The following is a 24,692-nucleotide window of genomic DNA, read 5'->3' as shown; positions in this document are numbered from 1 at the left end:
GCGTTGGACACCAGCCCGCGCAACGCCTGTTGCGCGGGCTTTTTACAGCCAGCCGGCCTTTTTGAAGCGCCGGTGCAGGTACAGGCAGACGCCGACCATGATGCAGATCGCCATCGGGTAGCCGAACTTCCAGTCCAGCTCCGGCATGTATTTGAAGTTCATGCCCCACAGCCCGGCAAACGCGGTGACGATGGCGAAGATCGCCGCCCATGCCGCCAGCCGCTTGTTCACCTCGCTCTCCTCGATCGCCGTCATCGACAGGTTGACCTGGATCGCCGTGGCGATGGTGTCGCGGATGCCGTCCAGCGAGGCGCTGATGCGGTGCAGGTGGTCGTGCACGTCGCGGAAGTATTCCTGGGTTTCCTGGCACATCGACGGCACCCGGCCGCCGTGCAGCCGCCCGACCGCCTCCATCAGCGGCGCCACCACGTGGCGCACCGTCGTCACCTTGCCCTTCAGTTCGTACAGGCGCTGGATGTTGTCGCGCTGGCGGCCCTGGGTGAAGATCAGCTCCTCGATTTTTCCAGCTCGGTTTCGAGCATGTCCAGCACCGGGAAGTAGCGGTCGACCACCGCGTCCATCAGCGCATACAGCACGAAGGCCGGGCCCAGCCGCAGCATATGCGGTTCCTTCTCGGCGCGCGCGCGCACGCCGTTGAAGCCTTGCTGGCTCTGGCCGTCGCGCGACGACAGCACATAGTTCTGGCCGACAAAAATATCGACCTCGCCGATGGCCACCTCGCCCTCGTGGCACTCGATGGTCTTGACCACCACGAACAGCGAATCGCCGTATTCCTCGATCTTCGGCCGCTGGTGGCCGCGGCTGGCGTCTTCCACCGCCAGTTCGTGCAGGCCGAACTCGTGCTGCATGGTCGCCAGCTCCTCCGGCTGGGCGTCGCGCAGCGCCACCCAGACGAATGTCTCCGGTTTTTCCAGATAGTCGCTAATATCCTCCACCGGAATGTCGGCCATTTTTTTACCGTCCTGGTAGGCCACGCAATTGATCAGCATACGTCATCCATAAAAAAGAAAAGCCCCTGGCTTCAATAGCCAAGAGCTTACCTCAAACGGATGTTGCAGTTGATTACTGCTACAGTAAGCGACTAGTCGTCCTTGGCGCCGTCGATGCCGAGTTCGGCGATCTTGCGGGTGATGGTGTTGCGGCCGATGCCCAGCCGCACCGCCGCGTCGTTCTTGCGTCCGTGCGTGTGCTTGAGCGCGGTGCGGATCAGCGCCGATTCGAATTGCCGGCCCAGCACCGCCATCACTTCCGGCTGGCCACCGCTGAGCATGCTGGCGGCCTGCGTTTCCAGCAGTCCCAGCCATGCATCCGGCGCGCCGGCCTCGCCCGCCAGCGCCGTCACGGTGCCGTGATGCTGCTGCGTGTGATAGCCATCGGCAGCGGCGCCTGCGCCTGCCGCCGGCGCCGCTGCCGGCAACGCTGCCGTGCCGCCGCCGGCCGGCTCCTGCGACAGCTCCAGCGGCAAATCCTTGACCTCCACCGTCTGCCCCGGCGCCATCACGGTGATCCAGTTGCACAGGTTCTCCAGCTGGCGCACATTGCCGGGCAACTCCAGGCTGCACAGGAACTGCAAGGCGGCGTCGCTCATGCGCTTGGCCTCGACGCCCAGCTGCTTGGCGCTTTGCACCAGGAAGTGACGCACCAAAATAGGGATGTCCTCGCGCCGCTCCCGCAAACTGGGCAGGCGCAGGCGGATCACGTTGAGGCGGTGGAACAAGTCCTCGCGGAACAGGCCGTCGCGCACGCGCTGTTCCAGATTCTGGTGGGTGGCCGTAATCACGCGCACATTGGCCTTCAGCGGCTGGTGGCCGCCGACGCGGTAGAAATGCCCGTCCGACAGCACGCGCAGCAGGCGCGTCTGCAAATCGAAGGGCATGTCGCCGATTTCATCGAGGAACAGCGTGCCGTTCTCGGCCTGCTCGAAGCGGCCGCGGCGCGTGGTCTGGGCGCCGGTGAAGGCGCCGCGCTCGTGGCCGAACAGTTCGGATTCGAGCAGGTCTTTCGGAATGGCCGCCGTGTTCAGCGCGATGAACGGCTGCGCCGCGCGCGGCGAATGCTTGTGCAGCGCGCGCGCCACCAGTTCCTTGCCGGAGCCGGACTCGCCGGTGATCAGCACCGTCACGTTCGATTGCGACAGGCGGCCGATGGCGCGGAACACTTCCTGCATCGCCGGCGCCTGGCCGAGGATTTCCGGCGCTTCGACCGGGCCGGCCTCGACGCTGGTTTCGCGCAGGCTCTCGTCCAGCGCGCGGCGGATCAACTCGACCGCCTTGTCGATGTCGAACGGCTTGGCCAGGTATTCGAAGGCGCCGCCCTGGAACGCCGCCACGGCCGAGTCCAGGTCGGAGAAGGCGGTGATGATGATGACCGGCAGGCCGGGGAAGCGCGACTTGACCAGCTGCAGCAGGTCCAGCCCGGAATCGCCCGGCATGCGGATGTCCGACACCAGCACCTGCGGCGTCTCGTATTCCAGCGCGGCGATGGCGTCGCGCGCGTTGGCAAAACTCTTGGTGGCCAGGTTCTCCCTGGCCAAGGCTTTTCCAGTACCCAGCGGATCGATTCGTCGTCGTCTACTATCCAGATTGGCTTCATGTGTTATGTGTGTTCCGCGATGGGTCGTCAATCAAGGGTTACGGCCGCACTGCCCGCCACGGCTTATGGCAGCGGCAGCAAGATGCGGAAATCCGTACATCCAGGCCGGCTCTCGCACTCGATCACACCCATGTGCTGCTGCACGAAGGTCTGTGCCAGAGTCAGCCCCAGGCCGCTGCCGCCTTCCCTGCCCGATACCAGCGGATAGAAGATGCGGTCGCGGATCTGGGGCGCGATACCCGGTCCGTTGTCAATGATATGCAAATCTAATGCCAGCCCGTAGCGGACCTTGGCCAGCGTCACCTGGCGCGCCACGCGCGTCTTGAAAACGATCTGCGCGGCGCCGGCCTCGATCTGCGCGGCCAGCGCCTGGGCGGCGTTGTGCGCGATGTTGAGCACGGTCTGTATCAGTTGCTCCTTGTCGCCGCGGAACTCGGGGATCGAGGCATCGTAATCGCGCAAAATGGTCAGGCCGGACGGGAACTCGGCCAGCATCAGGCTGCGCACGCGCTCCAGCACCTCGTGGATGTTGACGTCGCCGACGATGTGCGGCCGGCGGTGCGGCGCCAGCAGCCGGTCGACCAGCGTTTGCAGGCGGTCGGCCTCCTTGATGATGACCTGCGTGTATTCGCGCAGCTGCACCGCGTGCGCGCCGGGCAGCTCCATCTCCAGCAGCTGGGCGGCGCCGCGGATGCCGCCCAGCGGGTTCTTGATCTCGTGCGCCAGGTTGCGGATCAGTTCCTTGTTGACCTGGCTCTGGTCGAGGATGCGCTCCTCGCGGTCGAGCCGCAGATGCTGGTTCTCGCGCAGCTCGACCAGCACGCCGCCGGGCGGCGCCTCCACCGCCGAGACGATGCTGTGCACATGCAGCGGCTCGCGGCCGGCGCGCTCCAGCGTCAGGTCCTGGCGCAGGTCGGAAAACTTGTGCTCGCGCGCCTGCGCGCAGGTATGCTCCAGCTCTTCGGGATTGAGGAACTGCGCGCTCAGCGTCTGCCGCGACAGCGCCTTCAGCGAGCTCTCCAGCAGGTTCTCGGCGGCCGCGTTGGCGTAGGCGATAAGGCCTTGCGCGTCCAGCAGCACCACGGCCGAGGCCAGCAATTCCAGGCCCGCCAGCGACGGCGGGCGGTGGGCGGCGGTATGACTGACTACACTCATGGGCAAACTCGTCATCGGATATTGGCGATCTCCCGTTTCAGGGCATCGACGTTCTTCTCTGTGCGGCTCAGGCTGTCGCGCAGCCCGGCCGTCCGTTCCTGGTACTTGGCGTAATTGCGCTCGTCGCCGCGCCGCTCCGGCGCGCCGCCGTTGAACTCGCGGCGCAGCTCGGCCAGCTTTTGCGTCTCGGCCTTCAATTCCTCTTCCAGAATGGCGCGGCGGTCGGCGTCGCGCGCCTTTTGCTCGGCGCTGTCGACGCGCGGAAACGCGCCCGGCGTGGCCGGCGGCTGCGCGCCGCGCGGCGATGGCGCGCCGCGCCGCGCCGGCGCCGCGATCGTCGCGCCCGGCAGGTCCATCAGCTCGCAATGGGGGCCGCGCTTGATATCGGTCAGCTCCTTGCTGCCGCCGGGCGTCACGCACTTGTAAATCTGCCCGTGCGCCGCCGTGGCCAAGGCCAGCAGCGCCAGCAGCGCACTCAGTTTCAAACTCATGGTCATTCGTAAATCCGTGATGGAAAACATGCCACCCGAATATACAGCATCCAAATAAAAACGCGGGGAAAGCGCCGCTTGCCCCGCGTTCAGTACCGCATCGTCCGCGCCGCGGCGCGGCGCGATTACAGCGAGTAGTACATGTCGAACTCAGCAGGGTGAGTGGTCATGCGCATGCGCTGCACGTCCTGCATTTTCAGTTCGATGTAAGCGTCGATCATCGAGTCGGTGAACACGCCGCCACGGGTCAGGAACTCGCGGTCCTTGTTCAGGTTGTCCAGCGCTTCTTCCAGCGAGGCGCACACGGTCGGGATCAGCGCATCTTCTTCCGGCGGCAGGTGGTACAGGTCTTTCGACGCTGCCTCGCCCGGGTGGATCTTGTTCTGGATACCGTCCAGGCCAGCCATCAGCAGTGCGGCGAAGCACAGGTAGACGTTGGCCAGCGGGTCCGGGAAGCGGGTTTCGATACGGCGGCCTTTTGGATTGGCCACGTGCGGAATGCGGATCGACGCCGAACGGTTTTTCGCCGAGTACGCCAGTTTCACCGGCGCCTCAAAGCCTGGCACCAGGCGCTTGTACGAGTTGGTGCCTGGGTTGGTGATGGCGTTCAGGGCCTTGGCGTGCTTGATGATGCCGCCGATGTAGAACAGCGCGTCTTCCGACAGGCCGGCATAGCCGTCGCCGGCGAACAGGTTTTTGCCGTCTTTCCAGATCGACTGGTGCACGTGCATGCCCGAACCGTTGTCGCCAACGATAGGTTTCGGCATGAAGGTGGCGGTTTTGCCATAGCTGTGGGCAACGTTCCACACCACGTATTTCAGGTTCTGGGTCCAGTCGGCGCGCTCGACCAGGGTCGAGAACTTGGTGCCGATTTCATTCTGGCCGGCGCCGGCCACTTCGTGGTGGTGCACTTCAACCGGGATGCCCAGCGATTCGAGGATCAGGCACATTTCCGAACGCATGTCCTGGAAGCTGTCCACTGGCGGTACCGGGAAGTAGCCGCCCTTGACGGTAGGACGGTGGCCGCTGTTGCCGCCTTCGATTTCCTTGTCGGTCGACCACGACGCTTCATCGGAGTCCACTTTGACGAAGCAGCCGGACATGTCGATCTTCCAGCGCACGCTGTCGAAGATGAAGAATTCCGGTTCCGGGCCGAAGTAGGCGGTGTCGCCGATGCCCGACGATTTCAGATACGCCTCGGCGCGCTTGGCGATCGAGCGCGGATCGCGGTCATAGCCCTTGCCGTCGGCAGGCTCGATGACGTCGCACTGCATGAACAGCGTGGTCTCTTCCATGAACGGGTCGATGCGCGCGGTGTTAGGGTCCGGCAGCAGAATCATGTCGGAGGCTTCAATACCTTTCCAGCCGGCGATCGAGGAACCGTCGAACGCGTGACCCGATTCGAACTTGTCGATGTCGAAAGCCGACACAGGCACGGTGACGTGCTGTTCTTTACCACGGGTGTCAGCGAAACGGAAATCAACGAACTTGACTTCGTTTTCCTGGACCATTTTCAAAACATCTGCGGCCGTAATTGCCATGCGTATCTCCTAAAGGAATATGTGGAACTCGTGAGACATAATAAGCAGTATCTGTGCCAGCCCGAAACGCATTTACAGCTGAGTTAATACGCACCGCATTGGTGCGACTCCTGCATTTTGCACCTTATGGGTGCATTTTAGGATTTTTTCTGAAAAGCGCATGGTTTTGGTGCATCGCTGTCGCGGGCGCACACAGGCCGCCTATAATAAACTCAAACTTATTACCGGAACACCTTATGAGCAAAATAGATGAGATTCTCGCCCTTGCCCGTAGCCGCAGCAAGGACTGGCCCTACGCGGGCGCGGTAACGCCGCAGGAAGCCTACGAACTGGTCAGCGCGGAAAACGCCATCAAGCTGGTCGACGTGCGCACCAATGCCGAGCGTGACTGGGTGGGCCGGGTGGCCATTCCGGAGGCCCAGCATGGTGCGGTGCAATGGAACACCTATCCGGGCGGCAACGCCAACCACGAATTCATCGAGCAATTGAATAGCGTGGCGCGCAAGGATCAGGTGATTTTATTCCTGTGCCGTTCCGGCGTGCGCTCGCGTGGTGCAGCCAAGCTGGCGACCGAGCACGGCTACCAACACTGCTACGACATCCTCGAAGGGTTCGAGGGCGACAAGGACGAGCATGGCCACCGCAAAAACGTCAGCGGCTGGTGCCACGCCGGCCTGCCCTGGATCGGCGCCTGATCCCGGCCGTTTAGACCGGCACAGCGTCCGGCGCGGTGGGCGAGGCTTCGCCCATCAGGAACCGGATGCGCTTGCGCACGAACTGGATGTGGCTGCGCAAGCCGTATAAGCCGTCGGCGAACGACAGCGGTATCGAGACCTGGTTGACCAGCTCCTCGATCTCGTCCAGCCGCTGCAGCTGTTCCTCATAGACCTGCATGCGCGTGGCCGCCGGCGCATCCTCCACTCTCTGCTCGACCGCACGCAGTTGGCCGTACCATTTGTACACGCGCGAACGGATGCGCCACACATACAGCGGCGGCACCACCTTCGACAGCGGCAGGATCAGCGCCCCGAGCGCCACCACCAGCACCCACATGCGATCGAAGAAGTTGGCCAGCCAGAAGGTCATGTAGCGTTGCAGGAACGGCGGGCCGCTCTTGTAGAACTTGGCCGCTTCCGCGTCGACCGGGATCTCGGTGTACTTGGCCGACGGGAACTGCCCCTGCTGCTGGAACCAGCCGGCGCCGCCATGGATGCCGGACGCCGCCTGCACGAACAAGTCGACCAGCGCCGGATGCAGGTCGTCGCGGCCGACCAGCGTGGCGGTCGGCGCGATCAGGTGGTAGTCGGCGGCCGGGATGTTGCGGCCAAGATCGACAATGCCTTGCGGCAGCTGCACATGCGTCAGGAACGGCAGCTTGCGCGCGTAGGCTTCGGCCTGGTTGAAATCGAACAGCCGGATGCCCGGCGTTTGCAGCAGCATCTGGATCAGCGGCGCTTCCGGCGCCGAGGTGAATACCAGGCCGTCGATGCGTCCTTCCAGCAATTCCACCGTGGCCGGCGTATTCGCCAGCGAAAAGCGCTCTACTTCGCCCTTTTCCACGCCGTTCAGTTCCAGGATCTGGCGGAACAGGCGCGGCGCGCCGGCGCCCTTGGGGCCGAAGTTGATTTTCTTGCCGCGCAGGTCGGTCAGCCTGGTGACCGGCGGCTTGCCCTTTTCCTCGCGCAGGAACAGCCACAGCGGCTCGACGAACAGGCTGCCCAGCGACGACAGGCCTTCGCGCTCGGCAGCTTCCTCGTTGGTGGAGCCGCTTTGCACGAAGGCGATGTCGACCTTGCCTTCCTTCAGGTTGCGCAGGTTTTCGCCAGAGCCGGCCGATGGCACCAGCGTGACCTTGACGCCATGCCTGGCCAGCGCGGCGGCGTATTTCTTGCCGAAGTCTTCGTAGGCGGAGTTTTCCTGGCCGGTGCCGAGGCGCACCGTGCGCGGCGGCGCCGGGTCCACCAGCCAGTAGGCCAGCAGGCAGACGCCGACAATCGTCAGCACGGTCGGCGCGGCCGCGACTAGCAGGTCTTTCACCGAGAACTGGGTGAACTTGAGAATCTTGGTCATATGGTGGCGCATAGGTTTCATGGGCTGATACATTGCCAATAATTATGAAACTATGCAAGGGGCGCGCGCTGCCGCGAAGCCGCCGCCCGCGCCAAGCCCCCGTCACTCCCGCGCAGGCGGGAGTCCATGGAAAGCATGCGCCGCATGGATTCCCGCGTTCGCGGGAATGACGGGTCAGCCGCCGCAGGCCGCCAGCGGCCTGGCGGCAACCGGCGCCGTACCGCCGGTACGCAGCGCCACCACCGGCGGCGTCGCGCCCGGCTTCGGCGCGGCGTTCGGTTCGATCAGCGGCATCAGGTGCGGCGCCAGCACCACCAGCAGCTGCACCGGCAGCGCACTGGTAAAGTCGTAGTTCTTCGACTCCGGCCCGTGCACATACGCCGTCATCGAACCAAAGAAGCGCTCGCCGATATTGAACACAAACGTCGCCGACCGGTTCACATAGCGCGACTCGATCAGCCGGCCGCCGGCGCCATACACGTCGAAGCGCTGGTCGCCGGTGCCGGTCTTGCCGCCGACCGGAATGATGGCGCCATCGGCGTCGACAAACGCGCCCTTAACGCGCTTGGCCGTGCCATCCGATACCACGCCGCGGATCGCCTCCGCCACCACCTTGGCCACCTCCGGCGCCAGCACCTGTTCATTGGTGGTCGGCGGCGCCTTGGTCACCAGCGTTTCATACGGCGTGCCCTTGGCGAAGTGCAGCGAGGTCACGCGCTGCGAACTCTTGCGCACGCCGCCATTGACCACGATGCCCATCATCTCCGCCAGCGATGCCGGCCGGTCGGCCGAGGCGCCCAGCGTGGTCGCATACGACGGCACCAGCGAGTCGAACGGATAGCCCATCTTCTTCCACTGCTTGTGCAGTTCCATGAAGCCTTCCATCTCGATCAGACCGGCGATGCGGCGGTCCTGCGCATGCTTGCGGTGCGTCTTGAACAGCCATTGGTAGACATCCTGCCGCTCCTGCTCGCTCGCCTTGTTCATCTCGCTCAAGGTCGCGCCCGGGCGCAGGCGCAGATAGGCCGCCATCCACAGTTCCAGCGGGTGCACCTTGGCCAGGTAGCCGCGGTCGGCCAGCGACCAGTTGCCGATGGCGTATTGATCGTACAGCTTGGCCGCGCGCTCGTCCGACACCTCGTTCTGCGACGGCAGGTTGTCCTTGAGGAAGGCGGCGAACTGCTGCGGCGTCGCCTGCGGATACACGGTGCGGTGAATGACCGCCAGCCGCACCGGCGTGCTGCGGATATTTGCCAGCAGGATCTTGTCCAGTTCCTGCGGCGGCTTGCCCTTGTACTTGGCATAGAAGCGCGCCAGAAACTCCTTGCCTTCCTTGTCGGCGAAGCGCGCCAGATAGCCGGCGCGGCGCGGATCGTCGGCGTCGGCCAGCAGCGAGGCCGACGAGCCCGGCGATTGGAACATATAGTACCTGGCGACGTCGCGCATCAGCCGCACGAACACCAGGTTGGTCGAGCGGCGCAGCGCCTCGGTCACTGTCAGGATCTTGGTGTTGTCTTCCTTGGAGAAGTTGCCGAAGTAATGCAGGCCGCCGCCGGTGAAGAAGCCCTCGCCCGGGTTGCCGGAATACTTGCGCTCCATGGCCGCGTGCAGCATCGGCGTCAGCTCGCGCCGATCCAAGGGCAGGCCCTTGAAGTACTCCAGCGCCCACGCCGACAGCTTGTCCTGCGGATCGATCCGGACCTGCGCCAGCGCGGCGTTGTCCATGCCGCTGTATTTCTTGTGCAGCTGGTCCATGATGTCCAGATAGGAAATCAGCGTGCGCAGCTTGGCGGTCGAACCCAGGTCCAGCTTGGCGCCCTCGTTGATGTCCAGCGGCTGGTCGTAGTTATCGGTCTGCAGGCGCAGCAGGTTGTTCTGCTCGCCCTTCTCCAGCAAGGTGAAGCTGTACACCACCTTGGTTGGATCGCCGTTGCCCAGCATGCCCTTGCCGGTCAGGCCGGCGGCCTTGGCCTTTTCCGGATCGTGCAGGTCTTGCAGCACCTGCGTCACGGCGAACTGGGCCTGCGCGTCCAGCGTGCTGACCACGCTCAGGTCCAGGCGGTCCAGGTTGTACATGCGGTTATCGCCGAGCAGGTTGGCCAGGTGGTTGCGGATGGCGTTGGTGGCCTTGCGGCTGACAAAGGTTTGCGGCGGCGCCGCCTGCAGGCCGTTGCCGGTGGCTGGATGCAGCACCTGCTTGAGCGCCATGTCGCGCAGCGCCGGCGTGATGGCGCCGTCGGCCGCCAGGATGCGCAGGTGGCTGTTGGCCAGCACTTCCAGGTCGGCGGCGCCGTCGCCCAGATAGTAGCTGGGGCGGCGCTGCGCGATCATCAGGCTCAGCGCCTCCTTGAAGACCAGCGCGGTTTCCGCGTCCGGATTATCGAGCTTGCCGGTGAGGCGGCGGTTCACGTCCGCAAACGGACGGCCATACCACACCCACATGCCGTCGCCGATGCCATTCACCTCGCCATAGCCCGGCTTGGCCGACAGCGGCACCGTGTTCAGGTATTCCAGCACCACGCGGCGGCGCGCCTTGGTGGTGTCCGGACCGTCCATATAGGCGCGCATGCTGGCCGAAACCATCTGTTGCAGCTTGTCGGTCATCGAGCCGGTGCGCCCTTCCGGCGAGTGGCGGTACTTTTCGATCTGCGTCGCCAGCGTGCTGCCGCCGGCCGCCCGATGGCCGCCGCCGACCGAACTGGCCGCCTTCTCCAGCACCGCCTTGGCCAGCCGGTCCCACTCGACCGCCGGATTGCGCTTCGGATAGGTCTGGTCCAGCAGCTCACGGTTCTCGATGAACAGCAGGCTGTTGACCAGCGCGATCGGCGCCTGCTCGAAGCGGTTGTAGATGCGCTCCGGATAGCTGGCGGCGAATAGCTCCTGCGCGCGGCAGTCGTAGATGGTCAGCCCGGTCTTGGTCTTTTCGCGGTAGGTGGCGAACACGCCCATGTCGATCAGGTCGGCCATCTTGGGCGAGATGCGGGCCTGCGCCGCCACGTGGTAGTCACGCTGGCTCAGCTTGCCGATATAGTCGGGCAGGCCGGCATAGCCGAGCCGCTCGTCGTACGGGCTGTCGTGCGGGAAGCGGATCGACTTGCTCGGCCCCTGCTCCATGCGGTAGGTCATCTTGCTGGCCAGGTCGCTGAACACGGCCGCCTGCACGGTCGACGTCAGCGTTTCGCGATACGCCCAATAGCCGGCGAAGGACACGCCGACCAGCAGCACCAGCAGCAAGGCATTGCGTGAGCGTTTGCTTTTCCTCGGTGCGCCTTCGTCAGGCGGTGGTGGCGGCTCCATCTGCGCTTGCGCCAGATGGTCTTCGGTTGCTTCAGAATTATTAGGAGGGAGCATCACGATGTTTCAGTCATTCTTGCTAGCTTCCATTGCACCACATCACAGCGATGCTGACCGGCGCGGACGCACAATAATTGTAAAGCACCGTTTGTTTTTCGCAAAAAACAACGGCGTTCTCCCCTTGGAAGGAACGCCGTGTCATGCACCCGTCACAAAGCGGACTAGGTCGGCTTGAACTCTACATTAAGCTTGCGCAATTCGTCACACAATTGGATGAAGGCCGTGGCCGTCTGCACGGGCTCGCCCTTGACGCCCAGCTCGATGTGGCGGCGCGTCTCGGCGTCGCCCACGCTAGGCAGGCTGAACACCTTGACGCGCGGGTATTGCCGCTCGATCGCCACCATCAGCGGCGTCAGCGCCGATTCGGCCGCCTCGTACACCAGCACCGACTCCTCCAGCCGCGGCTCGCGGTTGAACAGGTCGGCGTAGTGGTTGTCCAGCACCCACTCCAGCATCGGCCAGGCCATCACCGGGAAGCCCGGCACGAAGTAGTGCTTGCGCAGCGCGAAGCCGGCGATGTTGTTGTACGGATTGGGGATCAGCGCCGCGCCCTCGGCGAACTCGGCCATTTTAAGGCGGTGCTGGTTCTCGGCCGAGTCGAGGTCGGCCGTCTGCCCGGCCTCCTGCGCCATCTGCACGATGCGCTGCTGGATGTTGCGCTTGCCCTGCTCGTGCAGCACCAGCGGCAGGCCCAGCGCGTCGGCCGCGGCCTGGCGCGTGTGGTCGTCCGGCGTGGCGCCGATGCCGCCGCAGCAGAACACGATGTCGTCGCTGGCGAAGCTGCGCTTGAGCGTGCTGGTGATGCGCTCGGGATCGTCCGGCAGAATCTCGGCCCAACCCAGTTGCAGGCCGCGCGCCGCCAGCATCTGCACCACTTTCGGGAAATGCTGGTCGACGCGGCGGCCGGACAGGATTTCGTCGCCAATAATGATGAGTCCGATGGTCATGAAATATCCTTAACTAAGTTCGCCGTCATTCCCGCGCAGGCGGGAATCCATGCCGGGCGTGCCCGGGTGCGCCGCATCGCTTCCCGCCTGCGCGGGAACGACGGCGCGCAGCTGCGCCAGCGCCTCCATGCAATAGTACGCGAACCACAGCCCGGTGAAGATAAATATCAAAACATACAACCAGATCGACGCCGCCGCCAGGAACGGGAAGAACACCACGGCCATCACGCCGCCGAGCCAGATGGCGCCCGGCAGCGCGCCGGCGGCCCCGGAAATCACGCCGATCGCCAGCAGCCGCAAGCGGTGCTGGCGGAGGATCTGGCGCCGCTCCTCGCCGCTGGCGTAATCGGCCAGCACGTCGTACACCATCACGCGGCAGGTCAGCCAGCCCCACAGCAGCGCCTGCACCAGCACGGCCAGCGGCGGGAAGGCGTACAGCGGCAGCGTGATGATCCACAGCCCCATGAAAATCGCCATGCCGCCCAGCGCCACGCCGACGCTGCCCAGCACCGAGCCGCCCTTGCGCTGCTCCAGCTGCGGGTAGTGGCGCAGGCCGACGTGGCGGCCGATCACCGGCATCGCCACCACGCCGATAAAGATCAGCGCCGTCAATATCATCAGCGGCAGCAGGCCCAGCATGGCGATCAGCGGCGGCACCACCGCCGTCAGCGTGCCCAGCCCGAGGCTGCGCAGCCAGCTGGTGCTGGTGGCAAACAGATTATGCTCGGCGAACAGCGCGTGCAGATAATCGACCAGCGGTTGCAGGTAAAAATACAAGGCCACCGCCCAGACGCCCAGCGCCAGCAGGAACGGCGCCAGACTCAGCAACAGCATCTTGCCGTGCCACTGCGAGAGGAATGCGCGGCTCCACGCGCGTATCACAGCACCCATCAGACCACATCCTTTCGTGCAAATTCCATCATGCGTTTCAGGCCCAGCAGCTGCTGCGCCCAGAAGCCGTCGCCATAATCGCGGCCCGGCGTGGTGCGGCCGTGCGCGTCGGTGCGCGGCAGCTGGTCGCGGATGCCGGTGGCGACAAAGCGCGGCGTGAAGTTCGCCGTGCGGAACAGGATATCCCACACCGGCAGCAGCACGGCGAAGTTGCAGCCGCCCAGCTTGCCGTCGCGATCCTCGTGGCCGTAGCCGATCGCATGGTGCATGCGGTGATAGCGCGGCGACACCAGCAGCCGTTCGCCCAGCCAGCCGAAGTGGATGCGGACATTGGCGTGCTGCAGGCTTTGCAGGATGCGCGACACCGACACCAGCAGCACGTACTGCGCCGGCTCGACGCCGATGCCCAGCGCGATCACGCCCATGTAGAGGTCGCGCAGCAGGTCGTCCAGCACGTGGTTGCGGTCGTCGCTCCACAGATTCATATTCTGCTGGCTGTGGTGCAGGCCGTGCAGCGCCCACCACCAGTTGAAGCGGTGCGAGGCGCGGTGATACCAGTAATCGCAGAAGTCCAGCACGACGAAATACACGGCAAACGCGCCGAGCGGGCTGATGCCCGGCCACAGCGACTCCAGATTGAACGGCTGGAAGCTCTCGAAGCGCAGCCAGGCGGCGAGATGGTCCAGCAGCGGATCGAGCGTGAAGAACACCAGCAGCGAGAAGATGCCGACCCGGTGCAGCACCGTGTAGAGAAAGTCGTTCCAGCGGGCGCGGCCGTTGGTGATGTGCTGCGCCGGCAGCAGCGCTTCCAGCGGCCGCAGCACCAGGAACAGCAGCGCCAGTTCCAGCACGCCGATCAGCAGCCACTCGGTGCCCTCGAAGGCGTCCTCGACGTGTTCGCCCAGGCCCAGCGCGAACACCAGCGGCTGGATCGCGGTTTCAAACAAGCAGCCCTGGGCCACGCCCAGCCAGTCGGACAAGGTTTGTATCATGGTTTGTAGTCGGGATGCTCGCGCAGCGTGGCAAAACACATGCCCTTTTGCGCCAGCCCGTTTATCAGAGGTTCAAGATTGGCCGGCGCCCAAGCGTCCTTGCGCGACCAGATGCCCATATGGATCAGGACGATATCGCCGCCGCGCAGGTCGCGCAACATTTTTTGCAGCAGCAGCGCATTCGGATACGCCGCGCTCGGCAGCTCGTCGCCCGAGAAGCCGGCCGGCGCCCAGCCGGCGTGCGCATAGCCACAGGTTTTGCCGATGTCGAGCAGCCGCGCCGAGGTACGCCCGGCCGGCGCGCGCCACAGCGGGTCGAGCGGCTTGCCGGTCAGCGCGGCGAAGCGCTGGTCGACGCGCTTGAGCTGTTCGCAATATTGCTGCGGCGTCCAGCTGACCGGCTTGCCGGCCTGCGGCCCGAAGCCGGGCCTGACCACCACCTTGCCGTCGGCGCCGTCGCGCACGAACACCGCGTGGTCCCAGGTGTGCGTGCCGATGGCATGGCCCTCGGCCACGCGCGCCTTCCAGTAGCCGGCCCACGAAGGATCGAGCGCATAATCGCCGCGCACGGTTTTCTCGTTGGCGAGGAAGAAGGTGGCCTTGATCTGGTGCCGCTTCAGCGTCTCGGCGATCAGCTCGGCCTGCGACTGGCTGCCCGTGTCGAAGGTCAGGTAAATCGTGCCCTTGCAGGCGGCCTGCGCACTGGGCGCTGCCGCCAGCGCCACCATGGCCAGGACGGCGGCGCGTTTCATCAGCGTTGCGCGGCGTTGATGAAGAACACGCCGTGCGGCGAGCGCCCGACTGGAATCGTCTTGATGACCTTGCGGGTCTTCAGGTCGATCACCGCCACCTTTTTAATCCAGCGCAGCGTGACCCACATGGTCTTGCCGTCGTCGGTCACTTCCATGCAGTCCGGGCCGCCCGGCACGTTGATCTGGCCGACATTTTCCAATGTCTTCTGGTCAATGATATTAATCGAATTGGAAACACGGTTCGACACATAGGTATGGCGGCCGTCGCCGGCCGAGCGGAAGTTGTGCGCGCCCACGCCGGTCTTGATGCGCTTGACCGTCTTCTGCGCCTTCCAGTCGATCACTTCCACGTAATCGCTGCCCATGATGCCGACCAGCAGGTGCTTGTCGTCCGGCGTCATGGCGATGCCGGCCGGCAGTTTGCCGACCGGCAGGGTCCATTTGATGGCCTGCGTCTTCAGGTCGATGGCGCTGACCTGGTCGCTGCCCTGCTGGGTAATGAACACCATGTCGCTGGCGGCGTTGAAGGCCATATGGCTCGGCAGCTTGGGCAGCGGCAGGCGCTTGGCCAGCGTGACATTGGCGCCGTCGTATTTGTACAAATCGACGCGGTCCAGCCGTAGCGAGTTCGACACAAACCACTTCTGGTCCGGCGAAAAGCCGATCTGGTACGGGTCGGGAATATTCTTCAGCGTGCGCTGCGGCCGGCCGGTTTTCGGGTCGAGGAAGATCAGTTCATTGCCCACCGAGCTGGCGACGATCAGCGACTTGTTGTCCGGCGTGGCCATCAGGTGGTGCGGCTCCTTGCCAACCGCGATGGTGGACAAGTCCTGGTAGGTCGTCTGGTCCAGCAGCTGGATGGTGGCGTCGCGCGAGTTCAGCACCACCACGACATTCGCTTGCGCGCCGCCGATGGCGGTCATGGCGCAAATGCAGGAGAAAACGAAACGACGAAGCATGTAGAGACCGCAGTGAAAGCAAAAGCGCATTTTACGTGCAAAGCCTGTGCCCTGCTACAATTCTGGCCTGTTTCTAATGAAAGGAAGACCATGTCCACCATCACCACCCCATCGGGCCTGCAATACATTGAACTGACCGTGGGCGAAGGCGCTGAAGCCAAAGCCGGCCAGAACGTCACCGTGCACTACACCGGCTGGCTGCAAAACGACGACGGCAGCAAAGGCCCGAAATTCGATTCGAGCAAAGACCGCAACGATCCATTCGAGTTCGCGCTGGGCGCCGGCATGGTCATTCGCGGCTGGGACGAGGGCGTGCAAGGCATGAAAGTTGGCGGTGCGCGCCAGCTGATCATTCCAGCCGACCTGGGCTACGGCTCGCGCGGCGCTGGCGGCGTGATTCCACCCAACGCCACGCTGATCTTCGACGTCGAGCTGCTGGCAGTCTGACCGCCCCGTCATTCCCGCGCAGGCGGGAATCCATGCTGAGTATGGGTTCCCGCCTGCGCGGGAACGACGAAACACCACCGCACCGCTCAGCGCTGCCAGTTCCTGCGCAGCGCCTCCACCTCGGCCCGCGTATCGAGCATGCCGCCGACAATGCGCTGATCAATCGCCTCTAGCAACGCCGTCGGCATCTCGGTGCCCGGCATGCGGTGGCTGCCCATGGCCGGCACCGGCCGCGCGTTCTGCACCATCACCGGTATGCGCCACTCCTCGCTGGCGCGGCAGGCAATCCCCACCAGATCCTGGCTCATGCCCACCAGCGTGAAGCTGCGGCAATACGTCCCCTCGTTGGATAAAAAGCTCAGGCCCACGCGCACATCGCTGTCGGCCTGCGTGGCGGCGCCGCCCAGTTGCTGGCTGAGCGAGGCGGCCAGCCGTCCCTGCGCCACCAGCCAGCCGTTGCGGCTGACCACCTCGGTTGGCGGCGGCGTGCTGTCGCCAAACCAGCCCGGCTGCCATTTCGACAGGCCGAACTTGCCGGCGGCCAGCCCCAGCACCATCACCAGCGCCAGCGCGCTCCATTCCAGCCAGCCCCAGTGGCGCCGCGCGGCCGCCTTGCGCGCCGCCTGCTGTGTCGCCAGCCGCTGCGCCCGCACGGTGGCCAGTTGCACCACGTTGGCGCCCTGGCGCGCGTGCACGGCGGAAGGTTTGTGACGGCCGGCGTACACATCTTCATCGCGCGCGGCGCGCAGCCGTCGCCACCCGGTGCGCCAGGCTGGCGTCCCGGCGCATGGCGGATTCGATTGCCAGACGCGTGGCTTCGTCCAGTTCGCCATCGGCATACGCTATCAGTGTCTCGTCTGAAAAGCTCATGTTCACCGTCCTTTACGCATGCCATCATAAACCTTTTTTGTAACGAATGCGGCCTTGCAGAAAACACGTAAGCCCTTTAAATACAAGGCGTTAGTTAAGGCCCGGCGCAGCGGCTCAACAAATATAAGGCTCGCTTCGTACAGAAACCATTACTTTTAACAATATTTATGCTAATCTGCGCGCTCCAATAACCAAGGAGGTAGTAATGAAAAAAGGCGAACTGATTGCAGAATTTGCGAAACGCACCGAGCTGTCCGCTGCTGCCGCCAACGGCGCAGTGAACACTCTGATCGCCATCATCACTGAGCGTCTGAAAAAGGCGACTCGGTAGGCATCACCGGCTTCGGCACCTTCTCCGTAGCCAAGCGCGCTGCACGTAAAGGCCGCAATCCTGCAACCGGCGAAGCGATCAAAATCGCTGCGTCGAAAACCCCGAAATTCTCGGCTGGCGCCACGCTGAAATCGGCTGTCAACCCGACGAAGAAGAAGTAATTCTTCCGGTGTTTTAACCGGGCGCCCGGGAGGGCGCCGGTAGCAACGGCGGTTCATGCGGGTTCGTCCCGGCATGGCCGCCGTTTCTGCTTTTGGAGCACGCACTCTAGGAAGATTTGCCGCCGCTGCGGTTATGATGGCGCGTCATCCCATCAATCACAGCAAGGAGCACGGTATGAGTTTGCAAGAACAGTTTGAACAAGCACAGGCGGACTCGAAGAATCTGCCGGAACGCCCGGACAACATGACGCTGCTGAAAATCTACGCCCTGTTCAAACAGGGCTCGGCCGGCGATGTGACCGGCGAGCGCCCGGGCATGACCGATTTCGTCGCCCGCGCCAAATACGACGCCTGGGCCGAACTGAAAGGCAAGAGCCAGGACGAAGCCAAACAGCTGTACATCGATCTGATCGAAGACCTGAAATAAAAACTGTCGTTCCCGCGCAGGCGGGAACCCATGCTGAGCGTCGTGCACGCAGCCTATGGGTTCCCGCCTGCGCGGGAACGACGGGTTTTTTATTGTGGCTTGCGGCGGCGCGCGGCGAAACCGATCAGGCCGATACCGGCCAGCAGCATCGCATAGCTTTCCGGCTCCGGCACCGCCGTGGTCAGGCTGAAGGCGGTGATGCGCTGGTCGGCGTCGGTGCCGCCGATGCCGCCGGTGAAACCGACATACATGGTGCTACCGAATTTGGCGCCCAGGTCGACCGTGGCGCTGTCGCTGATGTTGTAGGTGATGCCGGTGCTGACATCGGTCAGCGTGCCGGTCATGGTCAGCGCATGCGTCAGCGCGTTGTAGCTGACGGTCTGGCTGCCGGTCACATTGTTGGACGCGCCCAGGTTGAACGGCGTCGCGTCCAGACCCTGCACCACGCCATTGGTGCTCAGGCCGTACTGGTTGTTGTTCCACGAACGGATCACCGAACCCACCGCGCTCGAACCCGAGCCGCCGATATTCCAGTAACCCACATCGCCGCCGCCAACGCCGGTCACATTGGTGCCGACATTCTGGAACGCCAGCGCGATGCCGTCGGCCATCTTGCCGCTGTCATTGCCTTGCAGCGAGAACGAGAAACTGGTGCTGAACGAGGCGCCGGTCGACACGCCCTGCGTCAGCCAGCCGGCGCCGGCCACGCCGGAAGCGTTGGACGGGCCGGCGGTATTGGTCAGCTGCAGCGCGCCATCCACCAGTTGCGCGCTGCCGGCGCGGTTCAGCGACGACAGGTCGATCACGCTTGCCGAAGCAGGCACGGCGGCAAAAGCGGCAACAACGGCGGAACAAGCAAGCAACGAGCGCATGGCGGCATCCTTGGATAATTAATATCCAGGCATTATACCCTCGCGTTCCTTATTTGCAATTTATTTTTACCAAAAACAACTATAGTTATTTTCAAGCAATGAACAGCTTGCGCATTTTTTCGCTGACCTTGGCCTCGACCTGGCCGGCCATCAGGCTGATCGGAAAGCCCAGCGCGATGTGCAGCTGCGCCTGATTCGGCTGCAGGGTCAGCGCGCCATTGACGCCGCTGCGCTCGAAGCGCAGCACATCGCCGTCCCAGCGGCAGCTCAGTTCGAATTGTTCGGCCAGCTTGTCGGCCACTTGTTGCGCGGCCGCGCGGGCCTGCTCCGGCGCCAGGCTGTGCGCCTGGACGATGTTGATGTCCGCCATGCGGATCTCCCCTGCTCTGAGTAAACAAAGGCGCCATGATGCCAGTTGGCCGGCGGCGGCGCCAGTGTACAAAGGCGGCAGCGATATGTGTCGCGTTCCCGGAATGTATTTGCTTATATGTATTGTATATAAGCGCAGTTTGTGAGAAATAGCGAATTACCTTAAAATACAGTGCTTTGCCGAGGTTAGCCAGGCATTTCCCCGCCGCCGACGCCGCTGCACACCAACATTGATAGGACTGTTATGACCCACGTTGTCACCGAATCTTGCATCGCCTGCCGTTACACGGACTGCGTCGATGTTTGCCCGGTAGATTGTTTCCGCCAAGGCCCGAACTTCCTCGCCATCGATCCGGACGAGTGCATCGACTGCGCCGTCTGCGTGGCCGAGTGCCCAGTTAACGCAATCTATGCTGAAGAAGACGTCCCAGGGGACCAACAGCAGTTCATCAAGATCAACGTTGATCTGGCACGCAAATGGCCTTCGATCACCAAGACTGTCGCGCCGCTGCCGGACGCCGAACAGTTCAAGGACGTCAAAGAAAAACTGCAACTGCTGGTGCGCTGATACGCCGCCATCATTGAAATCACAGGAAACCCACGTATGAATAGTACCGTTACACCTACTGGCGTCATCGAAACCGATGCCGTCATCATTGGCGCCGGCCCGGTCGGCCTGTTCCAGGTCTTCGAACTCGGCCTGCTGGAAATCAAAGCCCACGTGATCGATTCGCTGGGCGCCGTAGGCGGTCAATGCGTGGAACTGTATCCTGACAAGCCGATCTACGACATCCCAGCCGTGCCGTCGTGCACCGGCCAGGAACTGACCGACAACCTGCTCAAGCAGATCGAGCCGTTCGAGCCGACCTTCCACCTGGGCCAGGAAGTAACCAAGGTCGAGCGCCGCGACGACGGCCGCTTCGACGTTGAAACCACGCTGGGCACCAAGTTCCTGACCAAGACCATCTTCATCGCCGCCGGCGTCGGCTCGTTCCAGGCGCGCACGCTGAAAGTGGACGGCATCGAGGTGTTCGAAGGCTCGCAGCTGCACTACAAGGTCAAGGACCCGGCGCAGTTCGAAGGCAAGAACCTGGTCATCTGCGGCGGTGGCGACTCCGCGCTGGACTGGGCGCTGAACTTCGTCGGCAAGGCCGAATCGGTGGTGCTGCTGCACCGTCGTGAAGACTTCCGCGCCGCGCCGGCCTCGGTCGCCAAAATGAAGGCGCTGTGCGACGACTACGAAATGCAGCTGCTGATCGGCACCGCCACCGGCTTTGAAACCTCGGCCGACGGCAAGCTGGAGCACCTGAAGGTGACCGCCGCCGACGGCGTGACCCGCCGCGTGCCGCTGGACATGCTGCTGGTGTTCTACGGCCTGTCGCCGAAGCTGGGCCCGATCGCCGAGTGGGGCCTGGACATCGAGCGCCGCCAGCTGAAGGTGCAGGACACCGAGAAGTTCGAAACCAATGTGCCGGGCATCTTCGCCGTGGGCGACATCAACACCTACCCGGGCAAGAAAAAGCTGATCCTGTCGGGCTTCCACGAAGCCGCGCTGGCCGCCTTCGGCGCCGCGCCGTACATCTTCCCGGACAAGAAGATCCACATGCAGTACACCACCACCTCTCCGAAACTGCACAAGGTGTTGGGCGTGGAAACCCCGGTCTTCGACTAAGCTTCAAGCGAGCAACAGTCCTACAAGAAAGCAGCGGAAACGCTGCTTTTTTATGCCCACACGAGTATTATTCTTTCTTGCAAGATTGTCTGTGGATAGTACGTAACCTTGCCCGGCAGCATTCGGAAGTGCCTTACGTCAAAAACACAGCCCATATAATTTGGCTTATGATGTGAGGATTGTGCACCGCACCAAGCCTATCAATCGGGATGCCTTATGCTCTACCAACTCCATGAAATGCAACGCACGCTGCTGACGCCGCTAATGCAGTGGGCGGACGCCTCGTCCAAGCTGTTCACCAATCCGATCTCGCCGTTTGCCCACACGCCGTTCTCGCAGCGCATCGCCGCCGGCTACGAGCTGATGTACCGCCTCGGCAAGGACTATGAAAAGCCGGCGTTTGAAATCGACAGCACCCAGATCAAGGGCGAGACGGTAGGCATCATCGAGCACGTGGCGGTCAACAAGCCGTTCTGCCGCCTGATCCACTTCAAGAAGGATCTGGACGACAAAAAATTCAAGGCGCTGAAACAGCCGACCGTGCTGCTGGTGGCGCCGCTGTCCGGCCACCACTCGACGCTGCTGCGCGACACCGTGCGCGGCCTGCTGGTCGACCACGACGTCTACATCACCGACTGGACCGACGCGCGCATGGTGCCGCTGTCGGAGGGCCCGTTCCACCTGGACGACTACATCTATTACGTGCAGGACTTCATCCGCCTGCTCGGCCCGGACGTGCACGTGATCTCGGTATGCCAGCCGACCGTGCCGGTGCTGGCGGCGATCGCGCTGATGGCCTCGGACAACGATCCGAAGCTGCCGAAGACCATGACCATGATGGGCGGCCCGATCGACCCGCGCAAATCGCCGACGGCGGTCAACAACCTGGCGACCGAAAAGAAATTCTCGTGGTTCGAAAACACCGTGATCTACCCGGTGCCGCCGAACTATCCGGGCTTTGGCCGCAAGGTTTATCCGGGCTTCCTGCAGCATGCCGGCTTCATCGCCATGAACCCGGGCCGCCACGCGCAGAGCCACCGCGACTTCTACGACCACCTGGTCAAGGGCGACGAGGAAACCGCCGAGGCGCACCGCAAGTTCTACGACGAATACAACGCCGTGCTGGACATGCCGGCAGAATACTACCTGGACACCATCAAGACCGTGTTCCAGGACTTCGCGCTGCCGCGCGGCGAGTGGCTGGTCGGCGGCAAGCTGGTGCAGCCGGCCGACATCAAGACGGTGGCGCTGTTCACGGTGGAAGGCGAGCTGGATGACATCTCCGGCGCCGGCCAGACGCAGGCTGCGCACGATCTGTGCACCGGCATCCCGGCCGACATGCAGGAAGACTTTGTGACGCCGGGCGCCGGCCACTACGGCATTTTCTCGGGCCGCCGCTGGCGCGAGATCGTCTGCCCGAAAATCACCGCCTTCATCAAGAAACACGGCTAACCACCCCGTCATTCCCGCGCAGGCGGGAATCCATAGAACGCAGGCCTGCAAGCGCTCCATGGATTCCCGCCTGCGCGGGAATGACGGCGGGAAGCGATACGCGCTACGGCGCGTTTTTTAAAAACTGAATACATCACACTGTGATATATTTACGCATGACCTCCCCCAAACTCAGCAAAGCGGACTTCCACGCCCTCTCCGAATTCCGCTACCAGATGCGCCGTTTCGAGCGCTTTTCCGAAGACGTGGTGCAAGCGCAAGGCATCACCCCGCTGCAATACCTGCTGCTGCTGCACATCAAAGGCTACCCGGAACGCGACTGGGCCACGGTGGGCGAACTGGCCGAACGCCTGCAAGCCAAGCACCACGGCGTTGTCGCGCTGATCACGCGCTGCGAAGCCATGGGCCTGGTCGAACGCCGCCACAGCGCCACCGACCGCCGCCGCGTCGAAGTGCACCTGCTGCGCCAAGGCGAAACCATCCTCGCCCGACTGGCCGAACAGCACCGCGTGGAACTGCTGTCGCTGGAAGGCGTCTTCACCATCCCGAAAATCCGCCATGAATAAATATGACAACCGCCGCGACTTCGACGGCCAGGCCCGGCTCCTGCTGATCACCAGCATCGCCGCCGTGGTCGGCGCCGTCAGCACCGTCACCGCCGACCTGCTGCTGCACGCGATCCGCTTCTTCACCAACCTGTTCTTCTTCCAGAAGCTGTCCACCGCCTTCACCTCGCCCGCCGCGCACACGCTGGGCGCGTGGGTCATCGTGGTGCCGGTGGCCGGCGGCCTGATCATCGGCCTGATCGCCCGCTACGGCTCGGAAGCGATACGCGGCCACGGCATTCCGGAAGCGATCGAAGCCATCCTGTTCAAGAAAAGCACCATGTCGCCCAAGGTGGCGGTGCTGAAACCGCTGGCCTCCGGCATCGCCATCGGCAGCGGCGGCCCGTTCGGCGCCGAAGGCCCGATCATCATGACCGGCGGCGCGGTCGGCTCGCTGATCGCCCAGCATTTCCACTTGAGCGCGGCCGAGCGCAAGGCGCTGCTGGTGGCCGGCGCCACTGCCGGCATGACGGCCGTCTTCGGCACGCCCATCGCGGCGGTGCTGCTGGCGGTTGAACTGCTGCTGTTCGAACTGCGCCCGCGCAGCCTGGCGCCGGTGGCGGTGGCGTGCGCCGTGGCCGGCTTCCTGCGGCCGCTGCTGATCGAAAGCGGGCCGCTGTTCCCGCTGCATACGGCAGCGCTGCCGCCGTCGGCGCTGATCTCCTGCCTGATCGCCGGCATCCTGTGCGGCATGCTGGCGTGGCTGCTGTCCACCGCGCTGTACCGCGTGGAAGACGGCTTCCACAAGCTGCCGCTGCACTGGATGTGGTGGCCGGCCATCGGCGGCCTGGCGATCGGCATCGGCGGCTACATTGAGCCGCGCGCGCTGGGCGTCGGCTACGACGTCATCGCCGACCTGCTGAATAACCACATGGCGGCCGCAGCCATCCTGAGCCTGCTGATCGTCAAGGCCGTGATCTGGCTGCTGGCGCTCGGCTCGGGCACTTCGGGCGGCGTGCTGGCGCCGCTGCTGATGCTGGGCGCCGGCCTCGGTGCGGTGCTCGGCCCCTACCTGCCGGGCGGCGAGCCGGCCGTGTGGCCGCTGGTGTTCATGGCCGCCACGCTGGGCGGCATGATGCGCGCGCCGGTGATGGCGGTGGTGTTCGCCTTCGAGCTGACGCACGACGCCAACGCGCTGCTGCCGGTGCTGGCCACCGCCACCGTCGCCTACGCGTTCACGGTCGCCACCATGCACCGCTCGATCCTGACCGAAAAGATCGCCCGCCGCGGCCACCACATCTACCGCGAGTACGGCATCGACCCGATGGAGCGCCACAGCGTGGCCGAGGTCATGACCACCGCTGTGGACAGCATCGACGCCGGCGCGCTGATCGCCGACGTAGTGCACACTCACTTCCACGCCCACCCGCGCCACCGCGCCTATCCGGTGCTGCGTGACGGCGCGCTGGTCGGCATGCTGGACCGCGCCGGCCTGGACAGCAAGCCGGGCGCGCTGCGCGTTGGCGAACTGTTCGGCGTCAACGTGCCCATCGTCGCGCTGGCCGACGAAACCTGCCGCACGCTGGCCTCGCGGCTGGCCGTGCACGGCGTCGGCCGGTTGCCGGTGGTGGCCGACATGCAGACGCGCCGGCTGATCGGCATCGTCAGCACCAGCGACCTGATGAAGCCGGCGCTAAGCCTGCACGACGAAGAATTGCAGCGTCAAACCGTGCGCCGGGTGAGGTTTTTCGGTAAGGCGGGCGCAGATATCGGATAATGTC

The 24,692-nt window shown here is 64.0% G+C and carries 21 protein-coding genes and 3 pseudogenes; 9 read left to right on the top strand and 15 right to left on the bottom strand.

Annotated features, from left to right (window positions below; all coding sequences use genetic code 11):
• Positions 1 to 42: 42 nt before the first annotated feature.
• The 5 genes and pseudogenes from ACRQ5J_RS07430 to glnA form a co-directional block, all read right to left on the bottom strand.
• Positions 43 to 869, bottom strand: a pseudogene (locus tag ACRQ5J_RS07430) (magnesium and cobalt transport protein CorA).
• A gap of 233 nt (positions 870 to 1,102) precedes the next feature.
• A pseudogene (gene ntrC, locus ACRQ5J_RS07425) lies at positions 1,103 to 2,613 on the bottom strand (nitrogen regulation protein NR(I)).
• A gap of 63 nt (positions 2,614 to 2,676) precedes the next feature.
• Complete coding sequence (glnL, locus tag ACRQ5J_RS07420; RefSeq protein ID WP_432382236.1) at positions 2,677 to 3,768, bottom strand: nitrogen regulation protein NR(II); 1,092 nt, start codon at positions 3,766 to 3,768, stop codon at positions 2,677 to 2,679.
• Between the two features lie 11 nt (positions 3,769 to 3,779).
• Positions 3,780 to 4,265: a DUF4124 domain-containing protein gene (locus ACRQ5J_RS07415; RefSeq protein ID WP_432382234.1), complete on the bottom strand. Its 486-nt coding sequence runs from the start codon at positions 4,263 to 4,265 to the stop codon at positions 3,780 to 3,782.
• 119 nt (positions 4,266 to 4,384) lie between these two features.
• Positions 4,385 to 5,800 carry a type I glutamate--ammonia ligase gene (gene glnA / locus ACRQ5J_RS07410; protein WP_432382232.1) on the bottom strand — a complete coding sequence of 472 codons (1,416 nt, stop codon included), beginning with the start codon at positions 5,798 to 5,800 and terminating at the stop codon, positions 4,385 to 4,387.
• 236 nt (positions 5,801 to 6,036) lie between these two features.
• On the opposite strand from glnA, the gene ACRQ5J_RS07405 reads away from it, so the two are divergent.
• Positions 6,037 to 6,495, top strand: coding sequence for a rhodanese-like domain-containing protein (locus ACRQ5J_RS07405; protein ID WP_432382230.1), 459 nt, complete (start codon positions 6,037 to 6,039; stop codon positions 6,493 to 6,495).
• 10 nt (positions 6,496 to 6,505) lie between these two features.
• Here the strand turns inward: ACRQ5J_RS07405 and ACRQ5J_RS07400 are convergent, their stop codons facing one another.
• From ACRQ5J_RS07400 to ACRQ5J_RS07370, 7 genes are all read right to left on the bottom strand, one after another.
• Positions 6,506 to 7,870 (bottom strand): TAXI family TRAP transporter solute-binding subunit, encoded by a 1,365-nt coding sequence (locus ACRQ5J_RS07400; RefSeq protein WP_432382229.1) that lies wholly within the window; start codon positions 7,868 to 7,870, stop codon positions 6,506 to 6,508.
• Between the two features lie 174 nt (positions 7,871 to 8,044).
• Entirely contained in the window at positions 8,045 to 11,167 is a 3,123-nt protein-coding gene (locus ACRQ5J_RS07395; RefSeq protein ID WP_432383604.1) for a transglycosylase domain-containing protein, read from the bottom strand.
• A 218-nt stretch (positions 11,168 to 11,385) separates the two neighbouring features.
• Complete coding sequence (locus ACRQ5J_RS07390; RefSeq protein WP_432382227.1) at positions 11,386 to 12,171, bottom strand: competence/damage-inducible protein A; 786 nt, start codon at positions 12,169 to 12,171, stop codon at positions 11,386 to 11,388.
• Positions 12,172 to 12,180: 9 nt separating this feature from the next.
• Complete coding sequence (locus ACRQ5J_RS07385; protein WP_432382225.1) at positions 12,181 to 13,062, bottom strand: EI24 domain-containing protein; 882 nt, start codon at positions 13,060 to 13,062, stop codon at positions 12,181 to 12,183.
• Positions 13,062 to 14,054 carry a sterol desaturase family protein gene (locus ACRQ5J_RS07380; protein ID WP_432382223.1) on the bottom strand — a complete coding sequence of 331 codons (993 nt, stop codon included), beginning with the start codon at positions 14,052 to 14,054 and terminating at the stop codon, positions 13,062 to 13,064. The genes ACRQ5J_RS07385 and ACRQ5J_RS07380 overlap by 1 nt, the downstream gene beginning before the upstream one ends.
• The gene (locus tag ACRQ5J_RS07375; RefSeq protein ID WP_432382222.1) at positions 14,051 to 14,806 is read right to left on the bottom strand and encodes a polysaccharide deacetylase family protein; all 756 of its coding nucleotides are present in this window, start codon (positions 14,804 to 14,806) and stop codon (positions 14,051 to 14,053) included. The genes ACRQ5J_RS07380 and ACRQ5J_RS07375 overlap by 4 nt, the downstream gene beginning before the upstream one ends.
• Positions 14,806 to 15,765, bottom strand: a complete 960-nt coding sequence (locus ACRQ5J_RS07370; protein ID WP_432382220.1) for a cytochrome D1 domain-containing protein — start codon at positions 15,763 to 15,765, stop codon at positions 14,806 to 14,808. The genes ACRQ5J_RS07375 and ACRQ5J_RS07370 overlap by 1 nt, the downstream gene beginning before the upstream one ends.
• 90 nt (positions 15,766 to 15,855) lie before the next feature.
• On the opposite strand from ACRQ5J_RS07370, the gene ACRQ5J_RS07365 reads away from it, so the two are divergent.
• On the top strand, positions 15,856 to 16,212 hold the full coding sequence (locus ACRQ5J_RS07365) for an FKBP-type peptidyl-prolyl cis-trans isomerase (protein ID WP_432382218.1): 357 nt from the start codon (positions 15,856 to 15,858) through the stop codon (positions 16,210 to 16,212).
• An 86-nt stretch (positions 16,213 to 16,298) separates the two neighbouring features.
• Here the strand turns inward: ACRQ5J_RS07365 and ACRQ5J_RS07360 are convergent, their stop codons facing one another.
• A complete protein-coding gene (locus tag ACRQ5J_RS07360) occupies positions 16,299 to 17,045 on the bottom strand; it encodes a hypothetical protein (protein ID WP_432382216.1) in 747 nt (248 codons plus the stop codon).
• Between the two features lie 242 nt (positions 17,046 to 17,287).
• Between ACRQ5J_RS07360 and ACRQ5J_RS07355 the strand changes: the two are divergent.
• Together ACRQ5J_RS07355 and ACRQ5J_RS07350 are read left to right on the top strand one after the other, a co-directional pair.
• Positions 17,288 to 17,574: pseudogene (locus ACRQ5J_RS07355) on the top strand (HU family DNA-binding protein).
• A gap of 175 nt (positions 17,575 to 17,749) precedes the next feature.
• Positions 17,750 to 18,001 carry an acyl-CoA-binding protein gene (locus ACRQ5J_RS07350; RefSeq protein WP_432382214.1) on the top strand — a complete coding sequence of 84 codons (252 nt, stop codon included), beginning with the start codon at positions 17,750 to 17,752 and terminating at the stop codon, positions 17,999 to 18,001.
• 89 nt (positions 18,002 to 18,090) lie between these two features.
• Here ACRQ5J_RS07350 and ACRQ5J_RS07345 read toward each other — a convergent pair whose 3' ends face one another.
• Together ACRQ5J_RS07345 and ACRQ5J_RS07340 are read right to left on the bottom strand one after the other, a co-directional pair.
• Positions 18,091 to 18,873, bottom strand: coding sequence for a lectin-like domain-containing protein (locus ACRQ5J_RS07345; protein ID WP_432382212.1), 783 nt, complete (start codon positions 18,871 to 18,873; stop codon positions 18,091 to 18,093).
• Between the two features lie 91 nt (positions 18,874 to 18,964).
• Positions 18,965 to 19,243, bottom strand: a complete 279-nt coding sequence (locus tag ACRQ5J_RS07340) for a polyhydroxyalkanoic acid system family protein (protein ID WP_432382210.1) — start codon at positions 19,241 to 19,243, stop codon at positions 18,965 to 18,967.
• A 243-nt stretch (positions 19,244 to 19,486) separates the two neighbouring features.
• Between ACRQ5J_RS07340 and fdxA the strand changes: the two genes are divergently transcribed.
• The 5 genes from fdxA to ACRQ5J_RS07315 all read left to right on the top strand — a co-directional run bounded on the left by fdxA (position 19,487) and on the right by ACRQ5J_RS07315 (position 24,688).
• Positions 19,487 to 19,810 carry a ferredoxin FdxA gene (gene fdxA, locus ACRQ5J_RS07335; RefSeq protein WP_432382208.1) on the top strand — a complete coding sequence of 108 codons (324 nt, stop codon included), beginning with the start codon at positions 19,487 to 19,489 and terminating at the stop codon, positions 19,808 to 19,810.
• Between the two features lie 36 nt (positions 19,811 to 19,846).
• Entirely contained in the window at positions 19,847 to 20,914 is a 1,068-nt protein-coding gene (locus tag ACRQ5J_RS07330; protein ID WP_432382206.1) for an NAD(P)/FAD-dependent oxidoreductase, read from the top strand.
• A 216-nt stretch (positions 20,915 to 21,130) separates the two neighbouring features.
• Positions 21,131 to 22,366, top strand: a complete 1,236-nt coding sequence (locus tag ACRQ5J_RS07325; protein WP_432382204.1) for a polyhydroxyalkanoate depolymerase — start codon at positions 21,131 to 21,133, stop codon at positions 22,364 to 22,366.
• 155 nt (positions 22,367 to 22,521) lie between these two features.
• A complete protein-coding gene (locus tag ACRQ5J_RS07320; RefSeq protein WP_432382202.1) occupies positions 22,522 to 22,932 on the top strand; it encodes a MarR family winged helix-turn-helix transcriptional regulator in 411 nt (136 codons plus the stop codon).
• Positions 22,925 to 24,688 (top strand): chloride channel protein, encoded by a 1,764-nt coding sequence (locus ACRQ5J_RS07315; RefSeq protein WP_432382200.1) that lies wholly within the window; start codon positions 22,925 to 22,927, stop codon positions 24,686 to 24,688. The genes ACRQ5J_RS07320 and ACRQ5J_RS07315 overlap by 8 nt, the downstream gene beginning before the upstream one ends.
• The last annotated feature ends 4 nt before the right edge of the window (positions 24,689 to 24,692 follow it).

It is taken from the genome of Duganella sp. P38, assembly GCF_050859475.1.
Classification (GTDB): domain Bacteria; phylum Pseudomonadota; class Gammaproteobacteria; order Burkholderiales; family Burkholderiaceae_D; genus Rugamonas.
This window is presented reverse-complemented; position numbering and strand designations above follow the sequence as displayed.

Coding starts and splice junctions, on each gene's coding strand:
- ACRQ5J_RS07340 (WP_432382210.1), bottom strand. CDS start 19,243: ATGGCGGACATCAACATCGTCCAGGCGCACAGCCTGGCGCCGGAGCAG.
- ACRQ5J_RS07350 (WP_432382214.1), top strand. CDS start 17,750: ATGAGTTTGCAAGAACAGTTTGAACAAGCACAGGCGGACTCGAAGAAT.
- fdxA (WP_432382208.1), top strand. CDS start 19,487: ATGACCCACGTTGTCACCGAATCTTGCATCGCCTGCCGTTACACGGAC.
- ACRQ5J_RS07400 (WP_432382229.1), bottom strand. CDS start 7,870: ATGACCAAGATTCTCAAGTTCACCCAGTTCTCGGTGAAAGACCTGCTA.
- glnA (WP_432382232.1), bottom strand. CDS start 5,800: ATGGCAATTACGGCCGCAGATGTTTTGAAAATGGTCCAGGAAAACGAA.
- ACRQ5J_RS07330 (WP_432382206.1), top strand. CDS start 19,847: ATGAATAGTACCGTTACACCTACTGGCGTCATCGAAACCGATGCCGTC.
- ACRQ5J_RS07360 (WP_432382216.1), bottom strand. CDS start 17,045: ATGGCGAACTGGACGAAGCCACGCGTCTGGCAATCGAATCCGCCATGC.
- ACRQ5J_RS07395 (WP_432383604.1), bottom strand. CDS start 11,167: ATGGAGCCGCCACCACCGCCTGACGAAGGCGCACCGAGGAAAAGCAAA.
- ACRQ5J_RS07375 (WP_432382222.1), bottom strand. CDS start 14,806: ATGAAACGCGCCGCCGTCCTGGCCATGGTGGCGCTGGCGGCAGCGCCC.
- ACRQ5J_RS07345 (WP_432382212.1), bottom strand. CDS start 18,873: ATGCGCTCGTTGCTTGCTTGTTCCGCCGTTGTTGCCGCTTTTGCCGCC.
- ACRQ5J_RS07405 (WP_432382230.1), top strand. CDS start 6,037: ATGAGCAAAATAGATGAGATTCTCGCCCTTGCCCGTAGCCGCAGCAAG.
- ACRQ5J_RS07365 (WP_432382218.1), top strand. CDS start 15,856: ATGTCCACCATCACCACCCCATCGGGCCTGCAATACATTGAACTGACC.
- ACRQ5J_RS07380 (WP_432382223.1), bottom strand. CDS start 14,054: ATGATACAAACCTTGTCCGACTGGCTGGGCGTGGCCCAGGGCTGCTTG.
- glnL (WP_432382236.1), bottom strand. CDS start 3,768: ATGAGTGTAGTCAGTCATACCGCCGCCCACCGCCCGCCGTCGCTGGCG.
- ACRQ5J_RS07390 (WP_432382227.1), bottom strand. CDS start 12,171: ATGACCATCGGACTCATCATTATTGGCGACGAAATCCTGTCCGGCCGC.
- ACRQ5J_RS07320 (WP_432382202.1), top strand. CDS start 22,522: ATGACCTCCCCCAAACTCAGCAAAGCGGACTTCCACGCCCTCTCCGAA.
- ACRQ5J_RS07385 (WP_432382225.1), bottom strand. CDS start 13,062: ATGGGTGCTGTGATACGCGCGTGGAGCCGCGCATTCCTCTCGCAGTGG.
- ACRQ5J_RS07370 (WP_432382220.1), bottom strand. CDS start 15,765: ATGCTTCGTCGTTTCGTTTTCTCCTGCATTTGCGCCATGACCGCCATC.
- ACRQ5J_RS07415 (WP_432382234.1), bottom strand. CDS start 4,265: ATGACCATGAGTTTGAAACTGAGTGCGCTGCTGGCGCTGCTGGCCTTG.
- ACRQ5J_RS07325 (WP_432382204.1), top strand. CDS start 21,131: ATGCTCTACCAACTCCATGAAATGCAACGCACGCTGCTGACGCCGCTA.
- ACRQ5J_RS07315 (WP_432382200.1), top strand. CDS start 22,925: ATGAATAAATATGACAACCGCCGCGACTTCGACGGCCAGGCCCGGCTC.